We start from the raw sequence: 26,821 nt of genomic DNA, 5'->3' as shown, positions 1-26,821 counted from the left end.
AAAATTCTTTCTTTCGTTATGGCCTCGATTTCATTCGTGATTTACTTATCAATCCTTGTAATAAAATATCTCAATTTAGAATATGTATATCCGAATTGTTTAACTTTAGTGCGAAACAGGGGCCTGTCTCATAAAAATTGTCCTGTGCAGAGCAATCAACGAATTGAACTTGATAGTACTTCGTGAAAATTACCCTGCATAGCTTGATCTGCATATTGGGTTTTTTGCGAAAACAAATTTGATCATATCTAGCTATGCATGTCTCTTTTTTTAAATTAACCTTTTTATCTTATATCAATTATTTATCAAATAAACTGAAGATACTTCAAAGGCTTGGCCAAACCTTAGTTGAGAAACTCACCTAGGTAACATACAGAACGAAAATTCTACATATAATCTGAAATTTCATCTTTATGTTTAACGATGACGCATGCATATAAGCGGTTCTTAATATTTCCTTAAGCTTTCGGTCGCAAAATACGCGCTTATATTAAGCAAATTGTCACTTTACTTCCGAGGATTTTCCGTGTTTTATCCCTTCAATCCCCATCGCCATGTCAAAATTTGGCTTAGCAATGATCCAAATTCCTTTTTGAATGTTGAGAATCAATTACGTCTTATAAGAATGAGGGCTACAAATCCAGAAGATGAAATTAATCTGGTTTTTGATTCTAAGCTCTTGTCTTCGCGAGCCGTAGATGACCTTCATAGCTTCTGTGAAACCTACAATATTGTGGCAAAAGACATACGGACAGATGTGCTTCCTGAGTACAACACGCCAGAAGAAGAAGACTTAACTAATCTTTACGAAGAAGAAATTGCAAATTTAAATGCCGGCGGGAATTTGGGGGTCGCTAGTGATATTCTACGCTGGTTACATCCAGTTTACGAACTTGGTACTTACACCGATTTTGATGTGCCTGTAGATACTCGCAATTTACCGCCGACAATGATGGTCGAGAGGCCTTTTTTATTCAACCTGGGAAGTATCATTGTCAATAATGACATCGAATCTCCTGTTCCGAACAATGACACAATTGCTGTGGTTGATAGCGAAGCCGCTTTTGAGGATATCCAAAAAATACAGCGATGCATTTATACTTCTTGTGTAGCTTCACCTGGTACATCTATTTTTGAAACTCATTTAACTCGCCAACAAGAAGACCTAGCACAACTGATACCAGCTTTCCTCGTACCGCATCTTTTATCCGTAGACCCCAATTATCAACTGCTCGAACAATTAAGTTCCATGAGTAAGGGAAAATCAGCACGTCAGGTACGCCATGAAATCATACAATTAACTAAAGATAACAATAGTTTCAGCGAATTTGCCCTAACAAGTGATCTTTACTCTCCTTTCTTACCCAGGCAAGAAAAAATAAAGAGAGCGGCTGCGATGCTAAGAAATAGCGTACAATCAAAACTAGGTTGGCTCAACTGGCTTATCTTACCTTCTGCGCAATATCACCAAATTAAAGCGCTCGCTTCAATAGCTGATGATAATGAGTTTTTAAGCAAGATGCGCAGGCAAATTCGCATGAGTCTGTTGAGAACAAGTGTTGTGTATACCTCTGGTCCGAGCGCCTTACTGTTAGGCTGGTTAGGCCATCTATTTTTAACACGTGAAACTATCGATACGAACATTAGTTTATTTTCCTTTGCCCATTACGGGCTTGATAAAGCCTTTGTTTCTGAGAATAGCCTGCCTTTGCATGCAAAAACAAAAGCGATGCAAGCTAAACTAGCAGAAACAGAAATAGGAAAAGTAAACGATTTATCCTGGCTAGAAGAAGGGCAAAATGCAACCGCTGCACGTGAGCAAAATATCGAAAATGCAACCCGAACAATCCAGCGATTTTTTCGTGGAAATAAAATCAGAGCCCATGCTCATCTACCGCAGACTTTTGTGGAGATGCGTGAAAAAATCCAAACGCATATCAAGAAAATTGAAGCTGATCTACAAGGCTGCTTTGGGTTTTATCGTAAAAGTCAGCGACATGATAAAATTAAAGCACTTAGAGGCATTCTCGGGCATTTTAGTGATGAATATTTTAATGTAGGTGAATTCCAAGAAGCCTTAGATAGTTATCGTTCCGAAGATATTTTTGCAAGTCTGGGGAAAAGTGAAACTAAAGCGCTAATTGATGAGCTTACCCTATTTAGCAAGCAAGCAAAAATTTATGGGCTTACTAATTCTCAAGGACAGGTCTCCTTAGCTATATCCAGCCCCACTCTAGGATAAAATAACCTGCTTGTGGCGAAAGCCCATAGCCGTCAGGCTATGGGCCAAGGCTCAATCTACTCGATCAAAAGACCGTTACCCCAGCTTCAGAAGCGACTACCACTTTATCAGCAAGGCGTTTTGCAAATAAACCATTATCCACAACACCCGGGATGAGTTTGATCGCCTCTTCAAGAGCTGCCGCCGAAGTGATTTCTAGATTATAAACATCAAGAATAATATTGCCGTTATCGGTTATAAAATTCTCGCGATAAACCGGATCACCCCCTAGCTTCACTAGTTCACGAGCAGCGAAACTTCGGGCCATCGGAATAACTTCTACCGAAAGGGGAAAAGCACCTAGCTTCTGAACAACTTTGGAGTCATCGACAATACAAATAAATTGACGTGCAACTGTGGCAATGATTTTCTCACGGGTAAGCGCTCCGCCCCCGCCCTTGATCATTTCATAACGCTTATTGACCTCATCGGCGCCATCCACATAAATAGGAACATCAGAAGTTGCATTTAAGTCAATAACCGGGATTCCAGCTGCTTTTAGACGTGCTTCCGTTGCTTTTGAACTGGCTACGCAAGCATCAATACGGTGTTTGATGGTAGCTAACTCATCGATGAAATAATTAACCGTTGAACCTGTGCCTACTCCGATAATCATGTCATCTTCAAGATAGGCCAAGGCGGCTTTTGCTGCTTGTGCTTTTAATACGCTCATCATTAAATCCAACCCAAAACCTGAATTCTAACGCCATAAATTTGTTTTCACCAAATCCAATACTTCTGTACCCTGGCCATTAATAATGGCTTTCATTACGTATAAGCTGAACCCTTTGATCTGAGCAGCATTAATCGTAGGGGGCATCACTAATTCATTGCGATTTACTCTCACGTCAACGAGTGCAGGGCCTTCATGAGCAAATGCGCTTCTTAGCGTATCACGAAGATTAGCAGCATCATCCACGCGAAATCCTTTGATACCTGCTGCATCAGCCATTTTGGCAAAATTAGGATTATCAAGCTCTGTACTAAATTCCAACATGCCGCCGACATGCATTTCCATCTCAACAAAACCGAGCGTACCGTTATTAAATATGATTGTTTTAACCGGTAACTTTTGTTGAATCAGGGTCAACACATCACCCATTAACATACTAAAACCGCCGTCACCACATAACGCTACAATTTGACGCTCTGGATAGGTCGCCTGAGCACCGATGGCCTGCGCTAAAGCATTAGCCATAGAACCATGGTTAAATGATCCTAATAATCGACGCTTACCATTCATTTTAAGATAACGTGCAGCCCATACAGTGGGAGTGCCAACATCGGCAGTAAAAATCGCATTTTCGGTTGTTTCTTCATCGATTAAACGAGTAAGAAATTGCGGATGAATCAGATTACTATCCGCACAGGCTAGCGTGTCTAAATCAGCGCGCGCATGTTTATAGTGGCCTAAAGCCTGTTCCAAATGACTACTATCTTTTTTCTTTTTTAACAAAGGAAGCAACGCTTGGATTGTGCTATTCACATCACCCACAGCCCCCACTGCGATATTGGCCCGTTTACCGAGTTGTTCACCATTGACATCAATCTGAATAATATCTGCTTTACTGGGATAAAATTGCCGATAAGGAAAACTAGTTCCCAAAAGCAATAAGACTTCGCAGGCCTCCATGGCATAATAACCGGAAGAAAAACCGATCAAACCCGTCATGCCCACATCATAGGGATTATCGTATTCTATAAAAGGCTTGCCACGTAAAGTATGAACAATTGGCGAGCGTAATTTATTGCATAAAGCCATCAATGACTCATGCGCGCCTGCGGCGCCATAGCCACAAAAAAGAGTTATTTTGTTTGCAGCATTCAAGCGATTGGCAATATCTTCAAGTAGGGATTGCTCAGGAATCACCACAGGTTTTGTGGTTATTGGCCAATTCGAAAAGGTTTGTTTGCGCATTTCCTGTAAAGCAATATCCCCAGAAATGACTAAAACAGCTACTCCACGCTTTGCAATAGCAGTTTGTACCGCAATTTTTATTAAGCGGGGCATTTGCTCTATTGAAGAAATAACTTCGCAATAGCAACTGCATTCCTTAAACAAGATATTGGGGTGAGTTTCCTGAAAATAATCACCGCCTATCTCCGCTGTCGGGATATGGGCTGCTATAGCAAGCACGGGAGCATTACTCCGCTGACAATCATAAAGTCCGTTGATTAAATGGGTATTGCCAGGACCGCAACTACCTGCACAAACAGCAAGCTCTCCAGTCAATTGTGCCTCTGCACCAGCAGCAAAGGCAGCGACTTCTTCATGACGGGTATGTACCCATTCGATCGTTTTTCTTTTCTGTAAGGCATTAGTAAGACCATTTAAGGAATCACCTACGATACCGTAGATACGTTTAATGCCAGCATGCTCTAGGGCATCAATAAAAACATCCGCTACCGTGGTCATACTTATTTCCTTGTCCAGCTAGAAAAACGTCTTAACCCCTCTAACTTACTGAGCAACAGGTGCAGTCATTGTAGGTGCCGTTGCTGGAGCTACAACAGGTGCAGAAGGAATTGTTACCGTGCTGCTGGTTGTTGAACTCGGAGAACCTGAGCTTGTACTTTTGTAAGAAGAGCTCTCTACATTGGGCGCAGTTGTTGGCACTGAACTTTTTACTGATGGAGGCTCTACTGGCACGGAACCGGATGATCCTCTGTTAACCGTTCTGTGTACTGTTGTCGTTGCAGCTCCTGAGCTAGAATCACTTGATCTTGTATGGGAAGAAGAGGTTGAACTAGAGTCGGCACCATGATGATAAGAAGAAGTTTGACGACCATAAACAGGTGGCTGTCCACCAAATACGTCATCCATCATTTGGCAACCAGTTAATACCAAAGGAGATACTAAAAACGCTGCGCAAGCTAATTTAGATAAGAAAACTTTTTTCATGATGTCATCCTTGAAAAATAAATGAATTATTCAATTCTCCATTCTATCCATAGTTGAGCTACTTGTAAAATTTGCATTAAATTCAATCATCCTGGTACAACAAGAGCTGGTCTTATAAGCTCATCTGGAATAATCCTTGGATAAATCCGTATAGGACAGATATCCCTCGTGCGCCAACCACCACCTAAGGATTTCACTAAACCAACCGCTGCAGTCATTTGTAATCCAACCACATCATAAGCTGCTTTTTGCGCGTTATAAGCCGCAATTTGCGCAACAATAATACTGGAATAAGGCACTACACCCGATTTATATTGATTGATAACCAGTTGCAGCGCTGTCTTTGCACTTGCTGCCGCTGCATTTTGTGCGACACTTTGTTCTTTAAGTAAGCGCAAAGCAATAAGGTTGTCTTCTACATCTTGTAAAGCCGTCAAGATAGTTTGACGATAGGAAGCCACTTGAGCATTGTAGCCCGCTTTTGCAGCTTTCACTGTCGCGTTGCGCAACCCACCATCGAAAATAGTTTCTGCTAATTGCATACCGGCGGACCAACCCACACTCGGATGGGTAATGAGCTGATGTAGACTACGACCGGCTGCGCTAATATTAGCTGTTAAATTTAAAGTGGGAAAATAAGCCGCAATGGCTATGCCGATCTGCGCATTCGCTTGCTGCATCAAACGCTCTGCTTGTGCCACATCAGGTCTACGCTCCAACCAAACGCTAGGCACTGTCACTGGAATAGTTGGCGGCGGGGTTCTCAAGGGATTAAACGGCAAAGAAAAATTGGCAGGTGGGCGGCCGATTAACACAGCAATTGCATGCTCATATTGCCCACGCAAAATACCGTTATTAATTGCTTGCGCTTGTGCTGTCTCTAATTGACTTTGTGCCTGAACAATATCGGCTCGCGAAGCAACACCAGCAGCATATTGATTGCGTGTTAACTGCAGCGCAGTTTTATAACCAATTACAGTGTCATTCAATAGTTTTTGATCCGTATCAAGCGCTCGTAATTCGAAATAATATTGTGCGAGTGAGCCTTGGGCTGATAAGCGAGTTGCGGCCAATAAGGCTTGATTAGATTGTGCTGTGGCAGCATCACCTTCCACTGTACGACGAACTTGCCCCCAGATATCAGGTTCCCAATTGGCAACTAAAAAGGTGGAATAAGTGGTTACCGTCGCCGATTTAGCGATGGCACCTGAAGCGGCTGTTCCAGTGGTAGTGGATACACCTGAGGTGGTGAAAAATGAGGTCCCACCACCGCCAAATTTCTGCCTAAAAAGGTTAAACGTTCCGATCAAAGTGGGGAAAAAACTTGCACGCGCTTCATCCACAATGGCAAGAGATTGGGAATAATTTGCCCATGCATTCATGATAGTCAGGTTGCAATGATTAAGCTCGTCTTCCAAGCGATTTAAAGTCGGATCCTGAAATATTTCCCACCACTCACCACGCTTAATATCATCACAGGGCGAGGCTAGTTTCCAACCCTTAGGAGGCGGCTCAGCTTTAAACGCTTTTCCCTTTGCTTCTTTAAACTTGTCTGGAAGTTTAACCCCTGGACGGACATAATTGGGCCCAACTACACATGAAGCCAACAATAGGCTTATTATTAGAGTTGAGAATTTCCCTATTATGGACATCATGAATCCCTTAGCAAAAGCATCATTAACGCAAAAATAAAATCAGGTTTAATTCGCTCTCATTAGAAACTAATATATCGATAGTTAGCAATAGCTGCTGCAAGACCCTAAAGTTATTTTTCTTGTAAAAAATTTTTATCTCATAAATAATTTAGTGTATTGTTTAGGATTTTATCGAGTTAGGGAAGATTAGATGAGCGAGTTTACTAATGAAGAAAAGGATCTTTTAAAAAACTGCGAGTTACTAAAAAATTTATCTGATTCAGAGTTTCAAGATTTTCTAGCTATTTCTTCGCGAGCTTCCTACGGAAAAGATGAAGTATTACTGACAGAAGGTGAAATTTGCGAATATTTCTTTATCATTATTTCGGGGACTATAGAAGTCTCTAAAAACGATCCAAAAAGTTATAAACCGCTGTTAATCAGTAAGTTAAATGGCGGCCAAACCATCGGGGAAATGCGGATTATTCAAAATAAAGCTTGTATATTGACAGCAACAGCCTCTGAACCAACGGTTGTTTTACGCACCTCAATCACCAAGCTACATCTCCCAGAAAATACTCACTGTTACCGAGCTATTTTGGAATCTACGATCAAGATTGTAAGCGACCGATTGCTCTATAGTAACGAAACTGTTTTGAACAAAACAGCGGAAAGGAGAAGGAAGCAAAAACAGCTTATTTTGGCCATATTTGGCATTATTACTCTCGGCCTTTTTTTAGGTGAAATAGCACTTGCCTTATACTATGCCCTAAATGCTTCAGATTTTTGTAAGCGAGCGCATGTTTTTCCATCCCATGAAAGCTTAATTTATTAGGCTTTTTTTCCTAGTCCTCCAAAAACGATGAAAGCGGATAGTCGCATTTTCCATGGCAAGATAAATCACCGGAGTTGTATAAAGCGTTAAAAGTTGACTACCAATTAACCCGCCGACAATGGCAATTCCAAGCGGTTGGCGCAACTCGGAGCCCAGTCCAAGACCAAAGACCAGAGGCAAAGCGCCAAACATAGCAGCCATTGTGGTCATCATGATCGGTCGAAAACGCATTAATGCCGCTTCATAAATCGCTTCACGTGGCGGCTTATTGTGATTGCGCTCTTCATTTAAAGCAAAATCAATCATCATAATTGCATTTTTCTTAACGATTCCAATCAGCAAAATAATGCCGATTAAGGCAATAATACTGAAATCAGTGCCACTCAGCATCAATGCTAAGAGTGCGCCCACGCCAGCAGAAGGTAGGGTTGAAAGGATGGTGATCGGATGAATCAAACTTTCATAAAGCATCCCCAATACAATATAAACAGAGAGAAGGGCCGCCAAGATCAAATAGGGTTGATTGGCTAGAGAATCTTGGAAAGCCTGGGCCGTGCCTTGAAATGATCCCTGAATTGATGGGGGCAAATTCATATTAGCAACTGTCTTCAGAAGATCATTGACTACCCTCTCCAAGGGAGTTCCCGGAAGCAAGTTGAAAGAGATAGTAACTGACGGGGCTTGACCTTGATGATTAACAGACAATAAAGTGGATCCGGGAGTAAAACTAGCAAAGGTCGATAAAGGCACTTCCTGCCCTGCTGGGGAAATCACATAGATTTCATTTAAGGTTTCGGGTCGTTGCCAATATTTAGGCGCCACTTCCATCACAACATAATATTGATTCACAGAAGTGTAGATGGTCGATACGAGGCTTTGCCCAAAAGCGTTATAAAGGGTGCGGTCAATTTGCTCTGCCGTGATACCAAAGCGCGATGCAGTATCACGATCAACATTAACAAAGACCTGCAAACCACGATCACGCTGATCACTATTCAAATCCGCAATACCTGGTATCCGGTTTAATTTTTCGATAATCAAGGTAGCCCATTTACCAATCTCCTGAATATCATTGCCTGTTAAGGTGTATTGAAACTGAGCATTGGTTTGCCGCCCACCCACGATCAGATCTTGTGAAGCCTGTAAGTATAAATAAGCACCACTCACCTTTGCCAGTTTTGGGCGTAAGCGGGCGATTACCTGGTCGGCTGAAATTTTACGCTCGCTAAGGGGTTTCAAGGATACAAACACAGAACCTGTTGTCGTTCGGGTATTACCACCGATAAAACCAACAATATTCTCCACTGCCGGATCATGCAAAATAATATCGACAAGCTCATAAAATTTCTTATCCGTTGCTTGGAAAGAAAGATTTTGATCGGTCTGGATTGTCCCGGCTAATTGCCCAATATCTTGTTGAGGGAAAAAGCCTTTCGAGATCACCACATACAAGAAAATATTTAAAATCAGCGTTAGTAGCGCTAAACACAACATAAACTTGGAATGCCGTAACGACCAATTCAAACTTTTTCCATAATGATGACGGCATTTTTCAAGAAAAGAGGTAAAGAAGTTGCGATTCATCTTATTTACATTGGTTAGAATTCGTGAGCACATCATTGGGGTTACTGTCAGCGACACCACCATAGAAATAACGATGGCAACCGATAAAGTGACAGCAAACTCTCTAAATAGCCGGCCAACTAAACCACCCATAAATAAAATAGGAATAAACACTGCGATCAAAGAGAGGCTCATCGAAACGACGGTAAAATTCACTTCTTTCGCGCCATCTAAAGCGGCTTGCATACGGTTTGCACCCATCTCTATATGGCGGGCGATATTTTCAAGAACAACCACCGCATCATCGACTACAAATCCGGTTGAAATGGTGAGTGCCATGAGTGAAAGATTATCAAGGCTATAGCCGAGAAGTTGCATCACCGCAAAAGTTCCCAATATGGACAAAGGCACTGCAACGCCCGGCACTAACATGGCACGCGTACTGCCTAAAAAGAGGTAACTCACTAAAATCACGAGAAGCATGGAAATTACTAAAGTGATTTCCACATCATGCAAAGAAACTCGAATTGTTTGGGTGCGGTCAAGCCTGAGTTCCAAATCCATCGCAGCGGGGATAGAAGCCCTTAGCTGAGGCAAGGTTGCTTTTATGTGCTCAACCGTATCAATCACATTAGCTCCTGGCTGTTTAAAAATGACTATTAAAACAGCGGGTTTCCCATTAGCTAATCCTGCATTGCGCACATCCTGGACTGAATTATGCACTTCTCCCACATCAGAAATACGTACCGGACTATTATTGCGGTAGGCAATGATAATTGGCGCATACTGAGCAGCTCGTGTCATTTGGTCATTGGTGACTAGTTCTGAACTCGTTGTTTCATCAATTAAAACCTGGCCTTTGGCTTGATTCACATTGGCTTCAGCAAGCGCATTAGCCACATCCGGTAGACCTATTTTATAACTGTTTAAAACGGTCGGATTTAATTCAACACGGACTGAAGGTAAAGAGCTCCCTCCAACAATGACTTGCCCAACACCGCTAATTTGCGAAAGTCTTTGCTGCAAGATAGACGAACCCACATCATACATTTCGCCCCGGCTGTATTGCTGAGAAGTGATTGACAGAACTGCTACCGGCGCTTCGGAAGGGTTTATTTTGCGATAAGTTGGCTTAGTGGGTAAGTTGGTAGGCAACTGTCCCGCCGCTGCATCAATTGCAGCTTGCACATCCCGCGCAGCCCCATCAATATTTCGTGATAAATCAAACTGTAAAATGATTTGACTCACACCTAAAACACTGGCAGACGTCATTTGAGTAATACCCGCAATACGGCCTAGCTGCCGCTCAAGTGGCGCAGCCACAGAAGTTGCCATATTTTCTGGGCTAGAACCGGGTAAAGTCGCAGTGACGCTGATGGTGGGAAATTCAATTTGCGGCAAAGGGGCAACCGGTAATATATTGAAGGCCACGATGCCTGCAAGCGCTAAACCTATGGCCAACAAACTTGTCCCAATCGGCCGATAAATAAAAAGAGAAGACAGACTCATTCTTTATTCTCAGGCGAAAGATTAGTATGCGACCCCAGCTTGACTGAGCCTAATTTGGATTTTAGCCTATCAAAATAAAGATAAATAACCGGCGTGGTGTACAAAGTTAATAATTGACTGACAAAAAGACCTCCAATAATCGCAATACCCAGCGGTCGACGCAATTCAGCACCCATTCCAAAACTAAAAGCAAGAGGAACAGCACCGAGCATGGAGGCTAAAGTCGTCATTAAAATCGGCCTAAATCGCAGTTGGCAAGCCTGAAAAATCGCATCACGAGGCGCTTTAAAATATTTACGTTCCTGCTCAAGAGCAAAATCAATCATCATGATTGCATTTTTCATGACAATACCAATAAGCAGAATAATACCGATCAATGCGATGATACTTAACTCATTTCCCGTAAGTAATAAGGCTAGCAGCGCCCCCATACCAGCCGAAGGTAAAGTGGAAAGAATGGTAATGGGATGAATATAACTTTCATAGAGCACCCCCAAAATAATATAAACGACGACAATGGCCGCAAACAGCAACCATCCTTCATTATTCAACGAAGCCTTAAATATTTTAGCTGCGCCTTCAAAGCTTGTTTGTACACTCAAAGGGATATCAAGTCCTGCGCTTATTTGATCAATCGCGTTTATCGCGTCACCTAAAGAAGCCTTCGGTGCTAAATTAAAAGAGAGCGTAGCCACAGGAAATTGATTTTCTCGGTTCACCACAATGGCGCCCACTTTTTTTGCAATTCGCGTGAAGGTTCGCAAGGGAATTGACCCACCCGTTGCCGAAGTTAGATAAGTGTTTCTCAAAGCCGTTGGCATTTCTTGCAACTTAGGAAGCACTTCGAGAACCACACGGTATTGGTTACGCTGAGTAAAAATAATGGATATTTGCCGCTGACCGAAGGAATCATAGAGCGTGTTATCAATCGTTTGCATCGTGATCCCAAGACGCGAGGCCGTATCGCGATTCACATCCACTTCAGTTTTTAAACCTAGGTTTTGTTGGTCAGAGGCAACATCTGATAATTGGGGCAGCTTATTCAATTTCGCCAGCATTAAATTACTCCAGTGCGTCACCTGCTCAGTATCTGGTGCACTAACACTATATTGATATTGTGTGCGGCTCACTTGCGTATCAACTGTTAAATCTTGCACAGGTTGCATGTACAAAGTCGCACCAGGAACCTTAGTTAACGCTTTTTGTAAGCGCCGAATGACGTCAACTGCACCGATCCCTCGTTCTGCAAGAGGTTTTAAGGTAATCAAGATCCGACCGCTATTCAAAGTAATATTGGTGCCATCAATACCAATAAACGATGAAATATTTTCAACAGCAGGATCCGCTAACACCACTTTTGCCAGCGCTTGTTGCCGCTCTGCCATGGCCTTAAAGGATATTGATTGTGACATTTGCGAAATACCTTGAATAACTCCTGTATCCTGAATAGGAAAAAACCCTTTGGGAATAAAATAAAATAAAAAAAGCGTGTAGAGCAGAGTAATGATGGCGATAATTAGAAATAGGGCTTGACGCTCAAGCACCCAACTCAGCGAACGACTGTAGATGTCAATGAGTTTATTGACAATCTGGTTGGACCTGTGTTCAAAGCGGTTGAAATCCTTTGGCTCACGATGACGCAATAAACGGGCACAAAGCATTGGTGTAAGTGTTAATGAAACAAAGGCTGAAATGAGGATTGTGACGGCTAAGGTCAGAGCAAATTCACGAAACAAGCGCCCCACTAAGTCACTCATAAAAAGAAGCGGGATGAGTACAGCAATGAGCGAAACCGTCAAAGATAGGATAGTGAAACCAATTTGTTTCGCCCCTTTCAACGCCGCATTGAGAGGGGTTTCGCCTTCTTCAAGATGACGGGCAATATTCTCAATCATAACAATCGCATCATCGACAACAAATCCCGTGGCAATCGTTAGCGCCATCAGAGTGAGGTTATTTAAACTAAAATCCAGTAGATACATCGTTCCGAAAGTGCCAATCAAGGACAGTGGCACAGCAATACTGGGAATCAAGGTTGCGGAAAGATTCCGCAGAAAAAGAAAAATCACCATAACAACTAAAGCAATCGCAAGTACTAGCTCAAATTGAACATCATGGATGGAGGCACGAATGGTAGTCGTGCGATCAGTCAATACCGAGATCTTAATCGCTTTAGGAACATGCAATTTCTTTAACAAAGCTTGCACTCGCTCTACAACGGCAATGACATTCGCGCCAGGTTGTCGCTGAATATTCAAAATAATAGCCGGTTCGGAATTCATCCAAGCCGCTTGCCGTACATTTTCTGCGCCATCGATCACATTGGCAATGTCTTGCAGACGCACCGGACTGTTATTTCTGTAAGTGACAATGATAGGTTTATAGTCGGCGGCGGTTAGCAACTGATCATTTGCTCTAATAGTGTAGGCGAGACGAGGACCATCAAAATTACCTTTTGCCAAATTCACATTAGCAGTAGCAATGGCTGTACGCACCTGCTCCATGGAAAGACCATAGGAGGATAGGCTATCTGAATTAACCTGCACACGCACCGCCGGACGTTGCCCGCCACTAATACCCACTAGACCAACACCCAAAAGTTGTGAAATTTTGGGAACAAGACGTGTCTCGGCAAAATCTTCAACCCGAGGCAAAGGCAGCGTTTTAGAAGTTAAACTTAAGGTCAATATTGGTGTATCCGCAGGATTTATTTTGTTATAAACAGGAGGATTTGGAAGATCGGCAGGCAAATAATTGTTTGCCGCATAGATAGCCGCTTGCACCTGTTGTTCGGCTACATCCAGATCCATCATTAAGGTAAATTGCAACCTAATAAGCGATGAACCGGTTGAGCTGCTTGAGGTCATCAAAACCAGTCCCGGCATTTGCCCAAATTGTTTTTCCAAAGGCGCTGTGACTGTAGAAGCCACCACATCGGGGCTTGCTCCCGGATAGAAAGTAGAAACTTGAATCGTTGGGTATTCAATTTCAGGTAAAGCAGAAACAGGCAATAACTTAAAAGCCAGTACGCCAACTAACACAATAGCAAGCATAAGGAGTGAAGTAGCAATTGAGCGCTGAATAAAAGGGGCAGAAATATTCATCAGTTATTCCATTATTTCTTACCAGCCGGTTCTGCTATGCTCACCTTAGCCCCATTCGTCAATTTATCAGTACCCTCGACAACGACTTGCTGGCCAAAAGACAATCCTTGTTGAATAACTGTTTCATCACCACTCGTCACGCCTACTTTAATTGGTTGAGTTTTTACTGTGAAATCAGAATCTAATAAATAGGCAAAATCCCCTTTTTCACTATGTTGAACCGCTGCTGTAGGAATCACGGTTGCATTCTTGATGGTCTTCACGGAGAGTCGTATATTCACAAACTGATTAGGGAAAAGCATCCGTTCTTTATTACTGAAAACAGCCCTTAGTCTCACTGTTCCTGTTGTAGTATCGATTTGGTTATCTATCGTCAATAAAGTTCCTGTTGCTAACCGTTTATACTGCCGACGATCATAGGCTTCTACCTTAATGTTTTTATCAGTAAAAGCCTGAGGCAAAATTTTCGATAGATCTTCTTCAGGAATGGTGAAAATAACGGTCATCGGCGTAATGGTGGTAATCACAACGAGACCCGTTGTATCTGAAGTTTGAACAAAATTACCTGGGTCCACTAAACGTAAGCCCACCCTTCCATCAATGGGCGAAATAATATGGCAATACAGCAGATTTACTTTCGTGCTTTCGATTAAACCTTCATCCATTTTCACGTCACCCTGATATTGACGCACTAAGGATTCTTGTGTTGCCAAGGTTTGTTGTGAAATAGAATCTTGCTTCCATAAACGTTGATAGCGCTTAAGATCGACCAAAGCATTAGCCAGCAAAGCTTGATCACGGATCAATTGTCCTTGGTATTGTGTAAGCTGGGCTAATAAAGGTCGTTGATCAATTTCTGCAAGTAAATCTCCTTTCTTGACAACCTGACCTTCTTTATAGAGCACCTTCATTAGCAAACCATTAATTTGCGTTTTTACCGTGATAGTGTAAGTAGGTATCACATTACCCAAAGCTGGAATATAGATGGGTACATCTTTAGTACGTACCACAGCTAAAACCACTGCTGGCGGCCTTTTTACTTCCGCAGGTTTGGTCGTGCGAAATTTAAAAAAATAAATGAGGAAGGCCAAAATGAATAGCAATAAGAGCCACCAAAACAAGGAGAATCGCTTAGATGATCTGGATTGCACTGTTTCGTTGTGAGGCGTTTTATCTTCCGGTGATTGAGGTTCATTCATTTCGCTTCCTGCTGTCCCTCGCCCAGTATTATTCGTAGTCTATTCACATAGATAACGAGTATAACGAGGGCCTCTTAGCAAATCTACTATATCAAGAAATTTGACGACCAACCCCAGTTTCAGCGTATACTGACTAGCAACTTATTTATAAGGTTCTGCCATGATCTATCCAAATATTCTAGCCACTATAGGACACACTCCAGTAGTAAAAATTAATCGATTAGGAAAAGATTTATCCTGCGATCTTTATGCAAAATGCGAATTTTTTAATCCTGGCGGCTCGGTCAAAGATCGTATTGGTTATGAAATGGTAAAAAATGCTGAACGCAGCGGACGTATTAAACCAGGCGATACCCTCATTGAACCAACCTCCGGTAACACCGGCATTGGTATTGCTTTGGCTGGCGCAGTTATGGGTTACCAAGTCGTTATTACTATGCCGAATAAAATGAGCCAGGAAAAACAGGCTGTCCTCGAACGCTTAGGCGCGACCATTTACCGTACACGTACAGAAGCCGCATGGAATGATCCGGATAGCCATATTTCTTTAGCTAAAGAACTACAACGCGAAATTCCTAATTCTCATATTCTTGATCAATACGCCAATCCTGATAACCCTAATGCCCACTATCAGGGTACTGCCGAGGAAATTATTGAGGATTTTGGTAAAGATCTTCATATGGTTGTTGCTGGTGTGGGAACTGGGGGGACGATAACAGGTATTGCTAAACGTTTAAAAGAATATAACCCAGCTATTAAAATCATCGGCATTGACCCTATAGGCTCTATTCTGGGTGGCGGTGATGAAATTAAACCTTATCATGTGGAAGGAATTGGTTATGATTTCTTCCCCGACGTTTTGGATAATAATTTAATTGATACTTATATCAAAACCAATGACAAAGACTCTTTCGATATCGCAAGGCGTTTAATCCGTGAAGAGGGTTTATTAGTAGGCGGTTCTTGTGGGGCAGCCATGTGGGGCGCTTTGCAAGCGGCTAAATCCTTGCAAAAAGGGCAAAAATGTCTAGTGATTCTACCCGACTCGATTCGCAATTACATGTCAAAATATGCTAATGATGATTGGATGATGGAACAGGGTTTTCTATGAAAGCTTGGTTGGTTAAACGCCAACCAGGCTGCAATACTTAAGAAACTTTGAAAGAAGGCGTTTTTTCTACATTCTCATAAACAGAATGTGATAAATGTCCGATACTGATCCCTCGAGCAATAGCATGCACTAATTCCTTAGTGATTTGATCATCAAAATTTCCTTCAGGCATACTAACAGGTTCCACTCCCTTGCGTGCTCTATCAATTGCCTTTCTAAAGAAGTCTTGATTACCATGTTCAGCGGCAACTTGGTCAACTCGGCCTTCAAGGTAGTCACTTTTCTTCATTCCTTCGATATAAATATTGAGCAGATCTTCTTGAGTTAATTCGCCATTTTTTACCATCAATTCTAGGCGCCTTAAGGTGTCCTCATACTCTTTTATTAAGGCTCTATCTGCTTGCTCAATTTTCGCTAAGATTTCAGAGAGCTCTGGATCTTTTGGAGAAGGTTGATTAATTGGCTCAGCGGCCTGAACGTGATGAACCCCAAGGATGGCTTTATTGGGATTTAATAACGCGAATTGTTCAGGATTAGATACCAATGGCAAATAATGTTTGTTCTGTAATTGCAGAGTAATTGGGCTGCCAATCGCCTCTTTCCAGTCTTCATTATACTTGAAACTCTTATGCAGTTCTTTACCGGGCTCCACAACTTGTACGGCAACAGGAATTTTCGTTACGTTTGATAAGGCAAAAATTGCAGATTCATCAATCCAGGTATCTCGTTTTCTCATGCTAGTCGGATCGGTATTTTCATTCTCACTAACAAAAGCACCGGGATATTTATGTGGGAAACGACATAATTCATTGACTGTCTCTTGACGCAAAGCATGAGATAGTTCTAGAACAAATTTTGCACGATTGTGTGGAGCCTCGGTTAATTTTGCTAAATGCTCCACGGGAGTCATTAATCGGTCAGGAATCGGTTGTTGAAGAAAATAAGCAGCATGAAGCTCAAGTATATACTTAGCTAGCGCTTGATTATCCCGTGCTGGCTCGTCGCCACAATGACTAAGCATTGCAGCAGCCGCTCCTCTAAATCCACAGTCTCCAGTCCCACCCACATCAACAAAGCTTGGTTTTGGTTTAGATACAGTCTGATAAAGTGGAGCACCGGCTGTCACATTGGTTTTAAAAAAGCCTGATTTACTCCGCATGTTACTCTCTCCCACGTGCGTCTTGATCTAAATTTTTAATCATTAGTTACATTTTAAGCAATTAACATTAAGGGAACATTAACGATTAGAGTATAATGCATAAATCAAAACTAGTAAGTATAAATTAAATGCAGGGTGGGCGAATAAAACGAATGACTGCCCTCAACTGATGATTTCAGGTATCCTGCTTGCCGCTTTAAGCATCAAGTTCTAGCATAAAATTTTAAATAACATGATCTTCTAGCTCCCAAGAGCTACCATATGAATAAGCTTCTTATCCCAACTTATTTATGTGGCTTGTATTACTATTTTTGATTATCTGCAGTTTTATCTTAGTTCTTTACAGCAAAAGGCAGCCCCGACGCCTAAAGCGCTGGAAAAATAGTTTAGCTCTTGCTAAACATTTCGCTGTTTTTCAACAGCTTTACGCCGATGTTGATGGTTTTTCCTTATCTAAAGCAGCAAGGATTGATGGAGATGCCTTTGAATATGTTTATGGTGAAATAGAGTTTGAACCTTTCATTGCCTTATTGTCATTAGGCAATCCCAACTCATCCACTGTCTTCTATGATTTAGGTAGCGGCACTGGAAAGGCCGTATTAGCCTGTGCCATGGTTTTTAAGGTTCAGAAAAGTTGTGGTATCGAGTTGTTTTCCTCCCTACACCAAACTGCAGAATTGCAGCAACGGCGTTTAAAAAAACTCCCGGACTATTTTGAAGAAGCAAAGCACATCGAATTTAAAAAAGCGGATATTTTGCAAACCCGTTTTGATGATGCTTCATTAATTTTTATTAATGCCACTGGGTTCTTTGGTGATAGTTGGCTTGCTATCTCAAAATGCATTGAACAAATCAAACCAGGCGCATTAGTGATCAGCACTTCAAAATCCCTTTCATCCGAATTATTTATCTGCTTGCGAGTTACGCAAGTTGCAATGAGTTGGGGTATTGTAAATGCCTTTATCCAGCAACGCCTGTAAAAAAACTAAAAATCCCATGAAAAACAAGAGAATTCTCAACAGAATCTCTGAAAGGGATTGCATTAGAGAATAAAATGTTGATACAGTTAATTGATAACATTGAATAATTTCTTTACCTGTCTATACTAAAATAAAGTGGTAAAGAAGTCAGCACCTGATGTGTCTTGGTGATGACGCCCCAAAAACGCGGCTAACCGAGGTGGGTATGATCAAATCGGAACTGATTGCAAACCTTGCTGCAAAAATGACGCATCTTCCTGAAAAGCAGGTTGCTGATAGCATTAATCGTATTCTTGAATTAATGAGTGAAGCCCTTGTTGAAAATAAACGCATTGAAATTCGTGGCTTTGGCAGCTTTTCTTTACATTATCGCCCCCCACGTAATGCACACAATCCTAAAACCGGTGAGAAAGTGGTGACCGAAGCCAAATACAGCCCTCATTTTAAACCCGGCAAGGAACTGAGAGAGCGTGTTGATGCTTCGCGTTCAAAATTTCCGTTAAAAGACGAAGATTAAAAAAGAATTGAGATTATCTTTGTAGGTTGGGCCTTGGCCCAACAAAATCAATTATCCGAGATAACTCACTTCACTCGGGATGTTAGGCCAAGGTCTACCCATTTTAAACAATCAAGTTCGCGGCAAAGTCACTCCGGTTTGTCCCTGATATTTACCCCCTCTATCGCGATAAGATACAGCACAGACCTCATCGGACTCTAGAAATAACATTTGCGCTACCCCTTCATTGGCATAAATTTTAGCAGGTAGTGGTGTGGTATTGGAAAATTCTAAAGTAACATGACCTTCCCACTCGGGTTCCAGGGGCGTGACATTCACGATAATTCCACAACGGGCATAGGTTGATTTACCTAGGCAGATAGTCAAGACAGTTCGAGGAATTCGGAAATATTCTACAGTACGCGCTAGGGCAAAAGAATTCGGTGGGATAATACAAACGTCTGATTTCACGTCCACAAAACTATTTTCGTCAAACGCTTTAGGGTCGACGATTGCTGAGTTAATATTCGTAAATATCTTAAACTCATTAGCACAACGCACATCATAACCATAGCTTGATACACCATAAGAAATAATGCGTCCGCCGTCAGTTTCACGAACTTGTCCTCGCTGAAAAGGTGAAATCATTCCTTGTTCCAGCGCCATTTTTTCTATCCATCGATCCGATTTAATTGCCATGAACTGCCCCAGGTTATTACTCGACAAAAAATAACCTTCTACCATAAACGGCCCATCAGATCCAATATTTACTCACCGAGGCGGTACTCTATAATTAATGGTATACACTAATATCTTATGGATGAAGGATTTCTATGCCCTTTGCAACAACCACGTACATTGAACCTAAAGAAAAATCTCTTATTGTCTGTGCAGGGACGGTCACTTGTTCTAATGTGTCCGCGATGGGTTCAGGTTTTATGGTGTTTAAACAATTTTTCAATAAAAATATTCATCAAGATAAGGTATCCGGCGGCTGGCAGGCGGCTCTGCAACATATTTTAGATAGCTTCCACAGCGGGCAAGAAGAAATGCCAGCTTATGTACGTATTGCTCAGCAAGATAGTTATCTCGGTGGTATTGCCACAGTACCTTTCATAGCCGGTGGCATAGGTTTAACCTTTGAGAAATTGTCTACCCCAGCAGAAAAGGAAAAACGATTTAAAGAACAATATAAAAAAGCAGTGGAAGAGGCTATTAAGGATGCAAAAAGATTGGGACGTCCTCTTTTTTTACAACCGCTAGGCATTGGTGTTTACGGCTGGGATGCAAATGAAGCAGCAAAAATCGTTGTTGAGGCAGTTTGTGAAGCAGACCCAAATGACGAAGTAGAGCTTACTATCCCCATTTTTAACCCAAGCCCCGGTTCTGCCAATGAATCATTTAGGGAAACCTTTACTGCGGAAATGCTCAAAAGAAAACGCCAAGCTTATCGTTAGAGAGACTGACCACCTCGGTGCTGCGAATTGTCCGCGGCATCCAAACCTGGTAGCAACACAGCCTAATTGCAGATCATTTCTCTGCTATTTTTCGCAATAACTCACCTAACTCGATAGGCATAGGAAATACAATCGTTGAGGTATTGCTGTTTGCCAAAGCAGTCAGTGTTTGTAAATAACGTAATTGCATTGCTTGTGGCTCTTGCGCGAGTACTTTTGCCGCCTGAGACAATTTTTCTGAAGCTTGTAACTCACCTTCCGCGTGAATTATTTTTGCTCGTCGGTCACGCTCGGCCTCTGCTTGTTTAGCAATAGCACGTATCATACTTTCATCTAAATCAACATGCTTAATTTCTACGTTAGAAACTTTAATACCCCAACCATCGGTTTGCGCATCTAAGATTTTTTGCACATCCGCATTTAACCTCTCACGCTCAGCTAACATTTCATCCAATTCATGCTGACCTAAAACCGAACGCAAGGTTGTCTGGGCAAGCTGACTCGTTGCCTCCAAATAATTGGCTACTTGAATAATGGCTTTTTCAGGATCGATGACACGGAAATAGAGTACTGCATTGACACGGACTGAAACATTATCTCGTGAAATCACATCCTGGCTTGGTACATCCATCACTACGGTTCGCAAGTCCACACGCACCATTTGTTGCACAATAGGAATTAAAATCACTAAACCCGGTCCTTTGACGCGCCAAAAACGACCGAGCATAAAGACAACGGCGCGCTCATACTCTCGTAAAACACGAAAGGTAGACATCAGTAAAAAAGCAATAATAATCACTAAAAATCCGAAAAAAGCGCTCATCTTTTTTCTCCTGTTTAATTACTCTGAGTACTATCTATTTCCTCTACCTCCAGTTGTAAGCCTTTGGCAGCAACCACTTTTATTCGTTTATCAGCGGCTATTGTTTTTTTTGTATGCACACTCCAAATCTCGCCTCGAATTACCGCTTGCCCATAAGCATCAATTGTACCCAAAGCTCGACCTTCTGCACCAAGAAGTACTTCCACTCCATGTTTAAGTTGGCGTCTCCGGGATCTGATTATCATGCTAATTAAAGTGAATAAGATGAGGAGATTAATAGCTGCCATTGCGCCAATTGCTGACCAAGCAATTCGATAGCCTTGAGCATCACTATCGATAAGTAAGATTGAACCAAAAATAAAGGCAATTGTTCCGCCAATTCCTAAAGCCCCAAAAGTTGGTGCAAAAGCCTCTGCTATGATGAAAGCTAAACCGATTACGATTAATGCAAGGCCGGCATAATTCACCGGCAGCAATTGCAAGGCATAGAGTGCAATTAAAAATGCAATTGCACCAACTACTCCAGGCAGCATATATCCTGGATTAACTAACTCAAAGAAAATGCCGTAGATACCTAATAAGAGAAGCAAATAAGCGACTGTTGGATCGGTAATAAGCTCTAAGAAGTGGGTGCGCCAATCGGGCGGCTTGCTTTCAATTTCCGCCTTATTTGTTGCCAATTGAATTTTTTGTCCGTCTTGCGTAACAATTTGTCCATTAAGCTGGGCAAGTAAATCATTTTTGTCTTTGGCTACAAAATTAATGACTTTTGCTTGCAGTGCTTCACTAGCGGTTAGAGTCATAGCATCTTGTACCGATTTTTCAGCAAAATTTGGATTACGATTGCGTAATTGAGCGAGTGAACGGATGTAAGCAAGCGAATCGTTAGTTATTTTCTTTTCCATGGTTGTTTTTGCTGTAGCGGGCTTAGTTTCTCCACTCATCGCAGCGGTTAAATCAATTGGGCTAGCAGCCCCTAAATGAGTGCTGGGCGCCATAGCGGCTACTGTACTTGCATAGACTAAATAGGTGCCCGCACTGGCCGCCCGTGCACCGCTAGGCGCCACATAGGCTACTACTGGGACTTTTGAATTTAAAATACTTTGGACAATTTGCCTTGTTGATTTATCCAAACCACCAGGTGTGTCAATAACAATGAGGATAAGAGTTGCTTTTTGGGCCTTGTCGATGCCTCGTGACAAGTAATCGGCAGTAGCGGGGCCTATCGGCCCGTTTACACTCAACTCAACAATTTTATTAGCCCAGCCCATAGGCGCAAAAAGGGTCATTAATCCAATGATGATTCCTATGCGAGCTAAGGATTTCAATCTAATCATCTAACAACCTACTTAGATTACCTCTTGTGGATAAGCATAGCAGTTTGCTAAAGGATTGTTTTGTCCCTTTTAGAAGAACACACCAATTTGAGCAATCAATGCATCGGCTTTACGACCTGTACCAAAGGTAGGTAAATTAAATAAGCCTGGAGGCGCTATACCATTCGCAAACTGATAAACATTGTAATCAACGTCATGGCGATATTCTAAGCTCTCAATAGTATCCTTCCAGATCGAAATATTGAAAACGCCACTAAAGCGGTGTTTTGGTAAATGTAAAGCGAGAGAATCTTTCGTCCATTGATAGCCCAGGGCAAAGGAAGAAGGTTTATTAAAGGCCATAAAGGTTAAAGCCCCCTCAAGTTGCGCTGCTTGAGGCTTTGCTCCTCGCCAATTATAACTTAGATCTCCGAATCGGAAGCGGCGTGACACGCCAACCCATTCCGCTGTCAAGCTATAACGATCAAAACTAATATTTCCATGAACGTTTACAGCATCTCTCTTACGAATTAACTCGCTGCCATTAGTATCCGACGCAAAACCGCCAAAAGTTGTAAAAGGTTGCGAACCGTTATCTTGCATACCAGTAGAATCGGTTATAGAGCTAATATATCCTGCACCGATATCACCCGAAAGTTTGTTTGCGCGGATGGTATAGCCTAAATTGACTCCGCCTATTCCAGAATGACCTAAGTTGGTATCCGATTTAAAACCATAAATGGCTGCATAAGGCCCCCAATCCTGTTGCGATTTATAACCTAAAATAAACGGTCTTGCTTTTGTTCTTGCCAAACGTTGTGGCAGCGTGGAGCTAATCATTGAATTGGAGTAACGACCAAAGGGGACGTACATTTGGCCAGCAGTAAAATAGATTGGTGAACGATCTAGATTACCAATGTTAACAAAGCCCATGTTTAGACTGAATGCCGAGTTTGAAACTCGCTGACCCACTGGGGGGGGCGTTTCATCATAAGCCATTGAGATAAATGCTTCGACCTTATCGTTCAAAGCGGCTGCAACATCAAGCTCGCTCGATCCTAGGTTAACGTCACCTGCGTATCGACCGACATAGGGCTGATTAATCATTGCAACAGGTTCAGCTTTTCCACTGATTGCAATAATTGGCATGTTTGGCTTTGGATAACCAATACTTTCATAAGCACGATATAAGCGGCGCCGCTGTTCCATCAAACGAATATCTCGGTTAATGCTTGAAATATTGACAATATAATCTGAACCATCAAAAGCGGGTCGAGCACCTAGGTAGGGCGAGCTGACCACTGGTGTACCAGCAATGTAGCTAATTACTCTTCCATCAGCAATCAAAGCAGTTGGATAAAATCCTCTTGCCCTATGATCCTTATCCGCAGTATGTACTGATAGTAAACTAGTATGGAACGTTTTCGCTTTTTCTGTTTCTACAGGTTTATTGATACCAGGTTGATTACTTGCTTTCGCCTGAGTATTAGTAGCAGGTACTGCAGGCGTTTTTTTCGCTGCAGGTTTTGCGATAACAGGTTTTACACTTGGTTTAGCTGCGGGCTTGATCACAGACTGTGCAACCAACTGTTTTTGCAAACGATTCAATTGAGTTTGTAATTGTTTAGTTTGCTCTTGTAATCGTATAATTTCCTGCTGTAGCTCTTCATTGTTGGCGGCAAAAACTGAGCTGGATAAAGCAGAAATTGCTAATATTAGGGTTTTATATTTCATACTAGCTACTCCTAATTATTCTTCTTGCTTCCTGATTAAAACGAAAAGATCCATCTCATTTTCTTAGATTCAACATAATAGCCCAGTCTTGTACCTCATCCCGAGTTTGGCAAGAGGCACTCCGAATGCTAACCATTGCAGCCACAGAGCTCCCTCGTGACGCCCGTGATAAACATAGGGGGAGAGGCGGGTTATTATTCCCACTGAGTTTTGGTTTTAAATTTTATTTAAAGAAAAAAAGCCCACATAGAATAACTAGGCTAATCCCTTTTTCTCATTCTTAAAGTGCAAATTTATATCAAATTTGAACAAATAATGGATACATATTGAATGAAACCGCAGCAGTATAACTTGTACTCAAGACAGTGCCTAGTGTTTGAGCATCTTTTTTATACTTCGGGAATGACAAAAAAAAAGCCCATTATAATGGGCTTTAAAAATCAGTTTAACTAAACAATTAAACAACATCTCCAACCCAAGTTGCGCCAAAATAGGGGCCCCAAAGTCCGAAATCTGTTGTATAAATGTAATTAGTTTGTCCAATAGGTCTTCTTGATTGCAGTGCATTAAAGTAATTGACTCCCTGAACCCCGCCTTCTAGGTTGAGTGTTCCTTGAATCCATTCATACGTATATTTAAGACCTACTTTTGCTTCAATACTAGGCACTATAATTCTTAAACTGGCTTTATCAACCGCACTAACTACACCTGCAGGTCCTGAAATGTATCCTGTAACGTATCGATCAACTCCATAGAGAAGGGAAGTTGCTACGTTACCTGTCACGCTAAGACCATTTATCAAATTGTAGGAATAATCTATTCCTAGAACCGGACCAACACCTTCGAAATCAGAGTTACGGATTTGCTGTAAAGTTGTAACTGAGCGACGAGCAAGAGCTGGAGGTATTGCCAGAAATTGCCTAGTCTGATCAAGGCGGATTTTGGCAAACTGCAAACCACCATAAAAACGCATTTTTTTCCATGCGCTAATGTCAACATGTTGACCGAGAACTAGGTTAACTTGATCGAATTTATTTTGTAGGTGTAATCTAAATGGCTCGAATGCAAAAGCAAATGGGATTTCTCCACCATAGCCACCACGGTCTGAATCCTTATCATAGTGTATATAGGTCATAGTGATATCATTTCCTGTGTGAAAATGATAAGACCCTTGTAAACGATATCCCCAGCCCCATCGAGGTCTAATACTATTAAAACCATGTTCTGGATTGAATTCATAACCTAGGCCACTTGCATAAGCTGGCTGCCAGTAAAGTGCTTCTGCCCCAATGTCCCATTTCTTGGCTTCACAAGGAACTGTGACGTTACCAGGGGTGCACACAGGACCCATGGTACCAGCGAATGCTGCACTGCCAGCTAAAGCAAGAACAGCTGCTGCTGTTGTTTTTTTCAACATGATCACTCCGTTAATCTAAAAAAAAGCCCATCAACATGTGATGGGCTTTAATACAGCATAAGCTGACTAATTATACAACGTTACCAACCCACTTTAGACCAGCATATGGACCGTTGAAAGCAACGTCGCTTGAACGATCTTCGAAGCCTAAGTGACGACGGATTCCAAAGCCATCAACAAATGTGCCATGGTTGAACACAGTGTGTCTAGCATTGAAGTAGTTAACCCACATGTAACCAACGTCCAGAGTTAAATCACCTGATGCCATAGCATAAGTGTATTTAGCACCCAATTTACCTTCTAACTCAGGAACCATAATAGTTCTGTTATGATGGTTGCCATTGTTGAAGTTATTTAAGGCAAATGCGCCACCAGGAGCAACTGGTAGAACAAATGCTGGGAAGCCAGCAGCTACTGGTGCAATTGATACAGGGAATGCTGGATCGAATTGGAATGAAGGTCTGCTAGAACCGATCAACAGAGAAGTTGCACCGTTAGCATAGACGCTGAAACCATTTCCAACAACATAGTTCATGTCAATACCAAAACGAGGACCGAAACCGTTGAATCGTGCTTCACGACGACGCTCATCAAAACCAAAACCAGCGAAACCACCATTGAAAGCATTCAAGCCATTGAATCCACCGAAACCGCCAAGGCCGAAGAGACCGAAGCCATTGTTGTTACGGTGACGACGTTGGTCAGCAATTCGAGCGTATTGAACACCGCCATGGAAACGCATGAATTTCCACTCGCTGAAATCAACGTGTTGTCCTAACTCAACGTTAACAGCATCCCAACGAGGACCTCTGTTATTGTTGTTATCCCAACCGAAGAAACCGTTATGACGGTGATGGTTGTTGTTGCTGTTAGTTAAGTGGTACCAGTTAACGTTGATGTCATTGCCAGTGTGGAAATGGTATGAACCTTCTAATTTGAAGCCCCAGTTCCAGTCATTGCGCCAGCTGTTATTCCATCTAGTTTCATTATAGAAAAGGTCATTCCCACCCCACCAATTAGCATTTCCATTAGTGTATGTGGTATCCAAATAAAGGGCTTGTACACCGAAGTCCCAGGCAGTTCTTTCACAAGGAACTGTGACGTTACCAGGGGTGCAAACAGGACCCATGGTACCAGCAAATGCTGCTGCACTGCTAGTCAAAGCGAGAACAGCTACTGCTGTTTTCTTCAAATTATTTAACATGCTTCATCTCCACTTTTTTATTATTAATTTCCCGTTTAGCCGTCAAACCACATCATGGCATTGACCACAGTACGCAATCATCGCTCTATCCGAGAAC

General features: G+C 42.0%; 20 protein-coding genes. 6 read left to right on the top strand and 14 right to left on the bottom strand.

The genetic code is table 11. The annotated features are described in order from the left end of the window. The first annotated feature begins 526 nt into the window (after window positions 1–526). Complete coding sequence (locus Lnau_RS02945; RefSeq protein WP_058503663.1) at window positions 527–2,242, top strand: glycosyltransferase family 88 protein; 1,716 nt, start codon at window positions 527–529, stop codon at window positions 2,240–2,242. 64 nt (window positions 2,243–2,306) lie between these two features. On the opposite strand, the gene rpiA is transcribed toward Lnau_RS02945, so the two are convergent. The 4 genes from rpiA to Lnau_RS02925 all read right to left on the bottom strand — a co-directional run bounded on the left by rpiA (window position 2,307) and on the right by Lnau_RS02925 (window position 6,838). Beyond that, a complete protein-coding gene (rpiA, locus tag Lnau_RS02940) occupies window positions 2,307–2,954 on the bottom strand; it encodes a ribose-5-phosphate isomerase RpiA (RefSeq protein ID WP_058503662.1) in 648 nt (215 codons plus the stop codon). A 27-nt stretch (window positions 2,955–2,981) separates the two neighbouring features. Then, window positions 2,982–4,697, bottom strand: a complete 1,716-nt coding sequence (poxB, locus tag Lnau_RS02935; protein ID WP_058503661.1) for a ubiquinone-dependent pyruvate dehydrogenase — start codon at window positions 4,695–4,697, stop codon at window positions 2,982–2,984. A gap of 45 nt (window positions 4,698–4,742) precedes the next feature. Further along, a complete protein-coding gene (locus Lnau_RS02930) occupies window positions 4,743–5,183 on the bottom strand; it encodes a hypothetical protein (RefSeq protein ID WP_058503660.1) in 441 nt (146 codons plus the stop codon). Between the two features lie 86 nt (window positions 5,184–5,269). Beyond that, a complete protein-coding gene (locus Lnau_RS02925; RefSeq protein ID WP_157070615.1) occupies window positions 5,270–6,838 on the bottom strand; it encodes an efflux transporter outer membrane subunit in 1,569 nt (522 codons plus the stop codon). Window positions 6,839–7,028: 190 nt separating this feature from the next. Here Lnau_RS02925 and Lnau_RS02920 point away from each other — a divergent pair, with 190 nt between their 5' ends. Then, the gene (locus Lnau_RS02920; protein WP_058503659.1) at window positions 7,029–7,652 is read left to right on the top strand and encodes a Crp/Fnr family transcriptional regulator; all 624 of its coding nucleotides are present in this window, start codon (window positions 7,029–7,031) and stop codon (window positions 7,650–7,652) included. On the opposite strand, the gene Lnau_RS02915 is transcribed toward Lnau_RS02920, so the two are convergent. Genes Lnau_RS02915 through Lnau_RS02905 form a run of 3 tightly spaced genes read right to left on the bottom strand, consistent with a single transcriptional unit; the run spans window position 7,641 to window position 15,027 of the window. Then, window positions 7,641–10,724, bottom strand: a complete 3,084-nt coding sequence (locus Lnau_RS02915; protein ID WP_058503658.1) for an efflux RND transporter permease subunit — start codon at window positions 10,722–10,724, stop codon at window positions 7,641–7,643. The genes Lnau_RS02920 and Lnau_RS02915 overlap by 12 nt on opposite strands. After that, window positions 10,721–13,828, bottom strand: coding sequence for a multidrug efflux RND transporter permease subunit (locus tag Lnau_RS02910; RefSeq protein WP_058503657.1), 3,108 nt, complete (start codon window positions 13,826–13,828; stop codon window positions 10,721–10,723). The genes Lnau_RS02915 and Lnau_RS02910 overlap by 4 nt, the downstream gene beginning before the upstream one ends. A gap of 11 nt (window positions 13,829–13,839) precedes the next feature. Then, window positions 13,840–15,027: an MdtA/MuxA family multidrug efflux RND transporter periplasmic adaptor subunit gene (locus Lnau_RS02905; protein WP_058503656.1), complete on the bottom strand. Its 1,188-nt coding sequence runs from the start codon at window positions 15,025–15,027 to the stop codon at window positions 13,840–13,842. A gap of 160 nt (window positions 15,028–15,187) precedes the next feature. Between Lnau_RS02905 and Lnau_RS02900 the strand changes: the two genes are divergently transcribed. Next, window positions 15,188–16,138 (top strand): pyridoxal-phosphate dependent enzyme, encoded by a 951-nt coding sequence (locus Lnau_RS02900; RefSeq protein WP_058503655.1) that lies wholly within the window; start codon window positions 15,188–15,190, stop codon window positions 16,136–16,138. Between the two features lie 37 nt (window positions 16,139–16,175). On the opposite strand, the gene Lnau_RS02895 is transcribed toward Lnau_RS02900, so the two are convergent. Then, window positions 16,176–17,297, bottom strand: a complete 1,122-nt coding sequence (locus tag Lnau_RS02895; RefSeq protein ID WP_058503654.1) for an exodeoxyribonuclease VII small subunit — start codon at window positions 17,295–17,297, stop codon at window positions 16,176–16,178. A 290-nt stretch (window positions 17,298–17,587) separates the two neighbouring features. Between Lnau_RS02895 and Lnau_RS02890 the strand changes: the two genes are divergently transcribed. Continuing rightward, window positions 17,588–18,277 (top strand): class I SAM-dependent methyltransferase, encoded by a 690-nt coding sequence (locus Lnau_RS02890; protein WP_058503653.1) that lies wholly within the window; start codon window positions 17,588–17,590, stop codon window positions 18,275–18,277. 205 nt (window positions 18,278–18,482) lie between these two features. Continuing rightward, the gene (locus Lnau_RS02885) at window positions 18,483–18,794 is read left to right on the top strand and encodes an integration host factor subunit beta (protein ID WP_058503666.1); all 312 of its coding nucleotides are present in this window, start codon (window positions 18,483–18,485) and stop codon (window positions 18,792–18,794) included. A 111-nt stretch (window positions 18,795–18,905) separates the two neighbouring features. Here Lnau_RS02885 and dcd read toward each other — a convergent pair whose 3' ends face one another. After that, entirely contained in the window at window positions 18,906–19,472 is a 567-nt protein-coding gene (dcd, locus tag Lnau_RS02880) for a dCTP deaminase (RefSeq protein WP_058503665.1), read from the bottom strand. Between the two features lie 134 nt (window positions 19,473–19,606). Between dcd and Lnau_RS02875 the strand changes: the two genes are divergently transcribed. Next, window positions 19,607–20,230, top strand: coding sequence for a macro domain-containing protein (locus Lnau_RS02875; RefSeq protein ID WP_058503652.1), 624 nt, complete (start codon window positions 19,607–19,609; stop codon window positions 20,228–20,230). Window positions 20,231–20,303: 73 nt separating this feature from the next. Here Lnau_RS02875 and Lnau_RS02870 read toward each other — a convergent pair whose 3' ends face one another. From Lnau_RS02870 to Lnau_RS02850, 5 genes are all read right to left on the bottom strand, one after another. Further along, window positions 20,304–21,005 carry a slipin family protein gene (locus Lnau_RS02870; protein WP_420795473.1) on the bottom strand — a complete coding sequence of 234 codons (702 nt, stop codon included), beginning with the start codon at window positions 21,003–21,005 and terminating at the stop codon, window positions 20,304–20,306. Between the two features lie 62 nt (window positions 21,006–21,067). Then, window positions 21,068–22,390 (bottom strand): NfeD family protein, encoded by a 1,323-nt coding sequence (locus Lnau_RS02865; protein ID WP_133134955.1) that lies wholly within the window; start codon window positions 22,388–22,390, stop codon window positions 21,068–21,070. 69 nt (window positions 22,391–22,459) lie between these two features. Beyond that, complete coding sequence (locus Lnau_RS02860; protein WP_058503650.1) at window positions 22,460–24,103, bottom strand: LbtU family siderophore porin; 1,644 nt, start codon at window positions 24,101–24,103, stop codon at window positions 22,460–22,462. Between the two features lie 457 nt (window positions 24,104–24,560). Then, window positions 24,561–25,520, bottom strand: a complete 960-nt coding sequence (locus Lnau_RS02855; protein ID WP_058503649.1) for an Lpg1974 family pore-forming outer membrane protein — start codon at window positions 25,518–25,520, stop codon at window positions 24,561–24,563. 70 nt (window positions 25,521–25,590) lie between these two features. Then, window positions 25,591–26,724: an Lpg1974 family pore-forming outer membrane protein gene (locus tag Lnau_RS02850; RefSeq protein WP_058503648.1), complete on the bottom strand. Its 1,134-nt coding sequence runs from the start codon at window positions 26,722–26,724 to the stop codon at window positions 25,591–25,593. Between the last annotated feature and the right edge of the window lie 97 nt (window positions 26,725–26,821).

This window comes from Legionella nautarum (genome assembly GCF_001467895.1).
Taxonomy (GTDB): Bacteria; Pseudomonadota; Gammaproteobacteria; order Legionellales; family Legionellaceae; genus Tatlockia; species Tatlockia nautarum.
The sequence above is the reverse complement of the archived record's forward strand: the minus strand, read 5'-3'. Positions and strand labels throughout refer to the sequence as shown.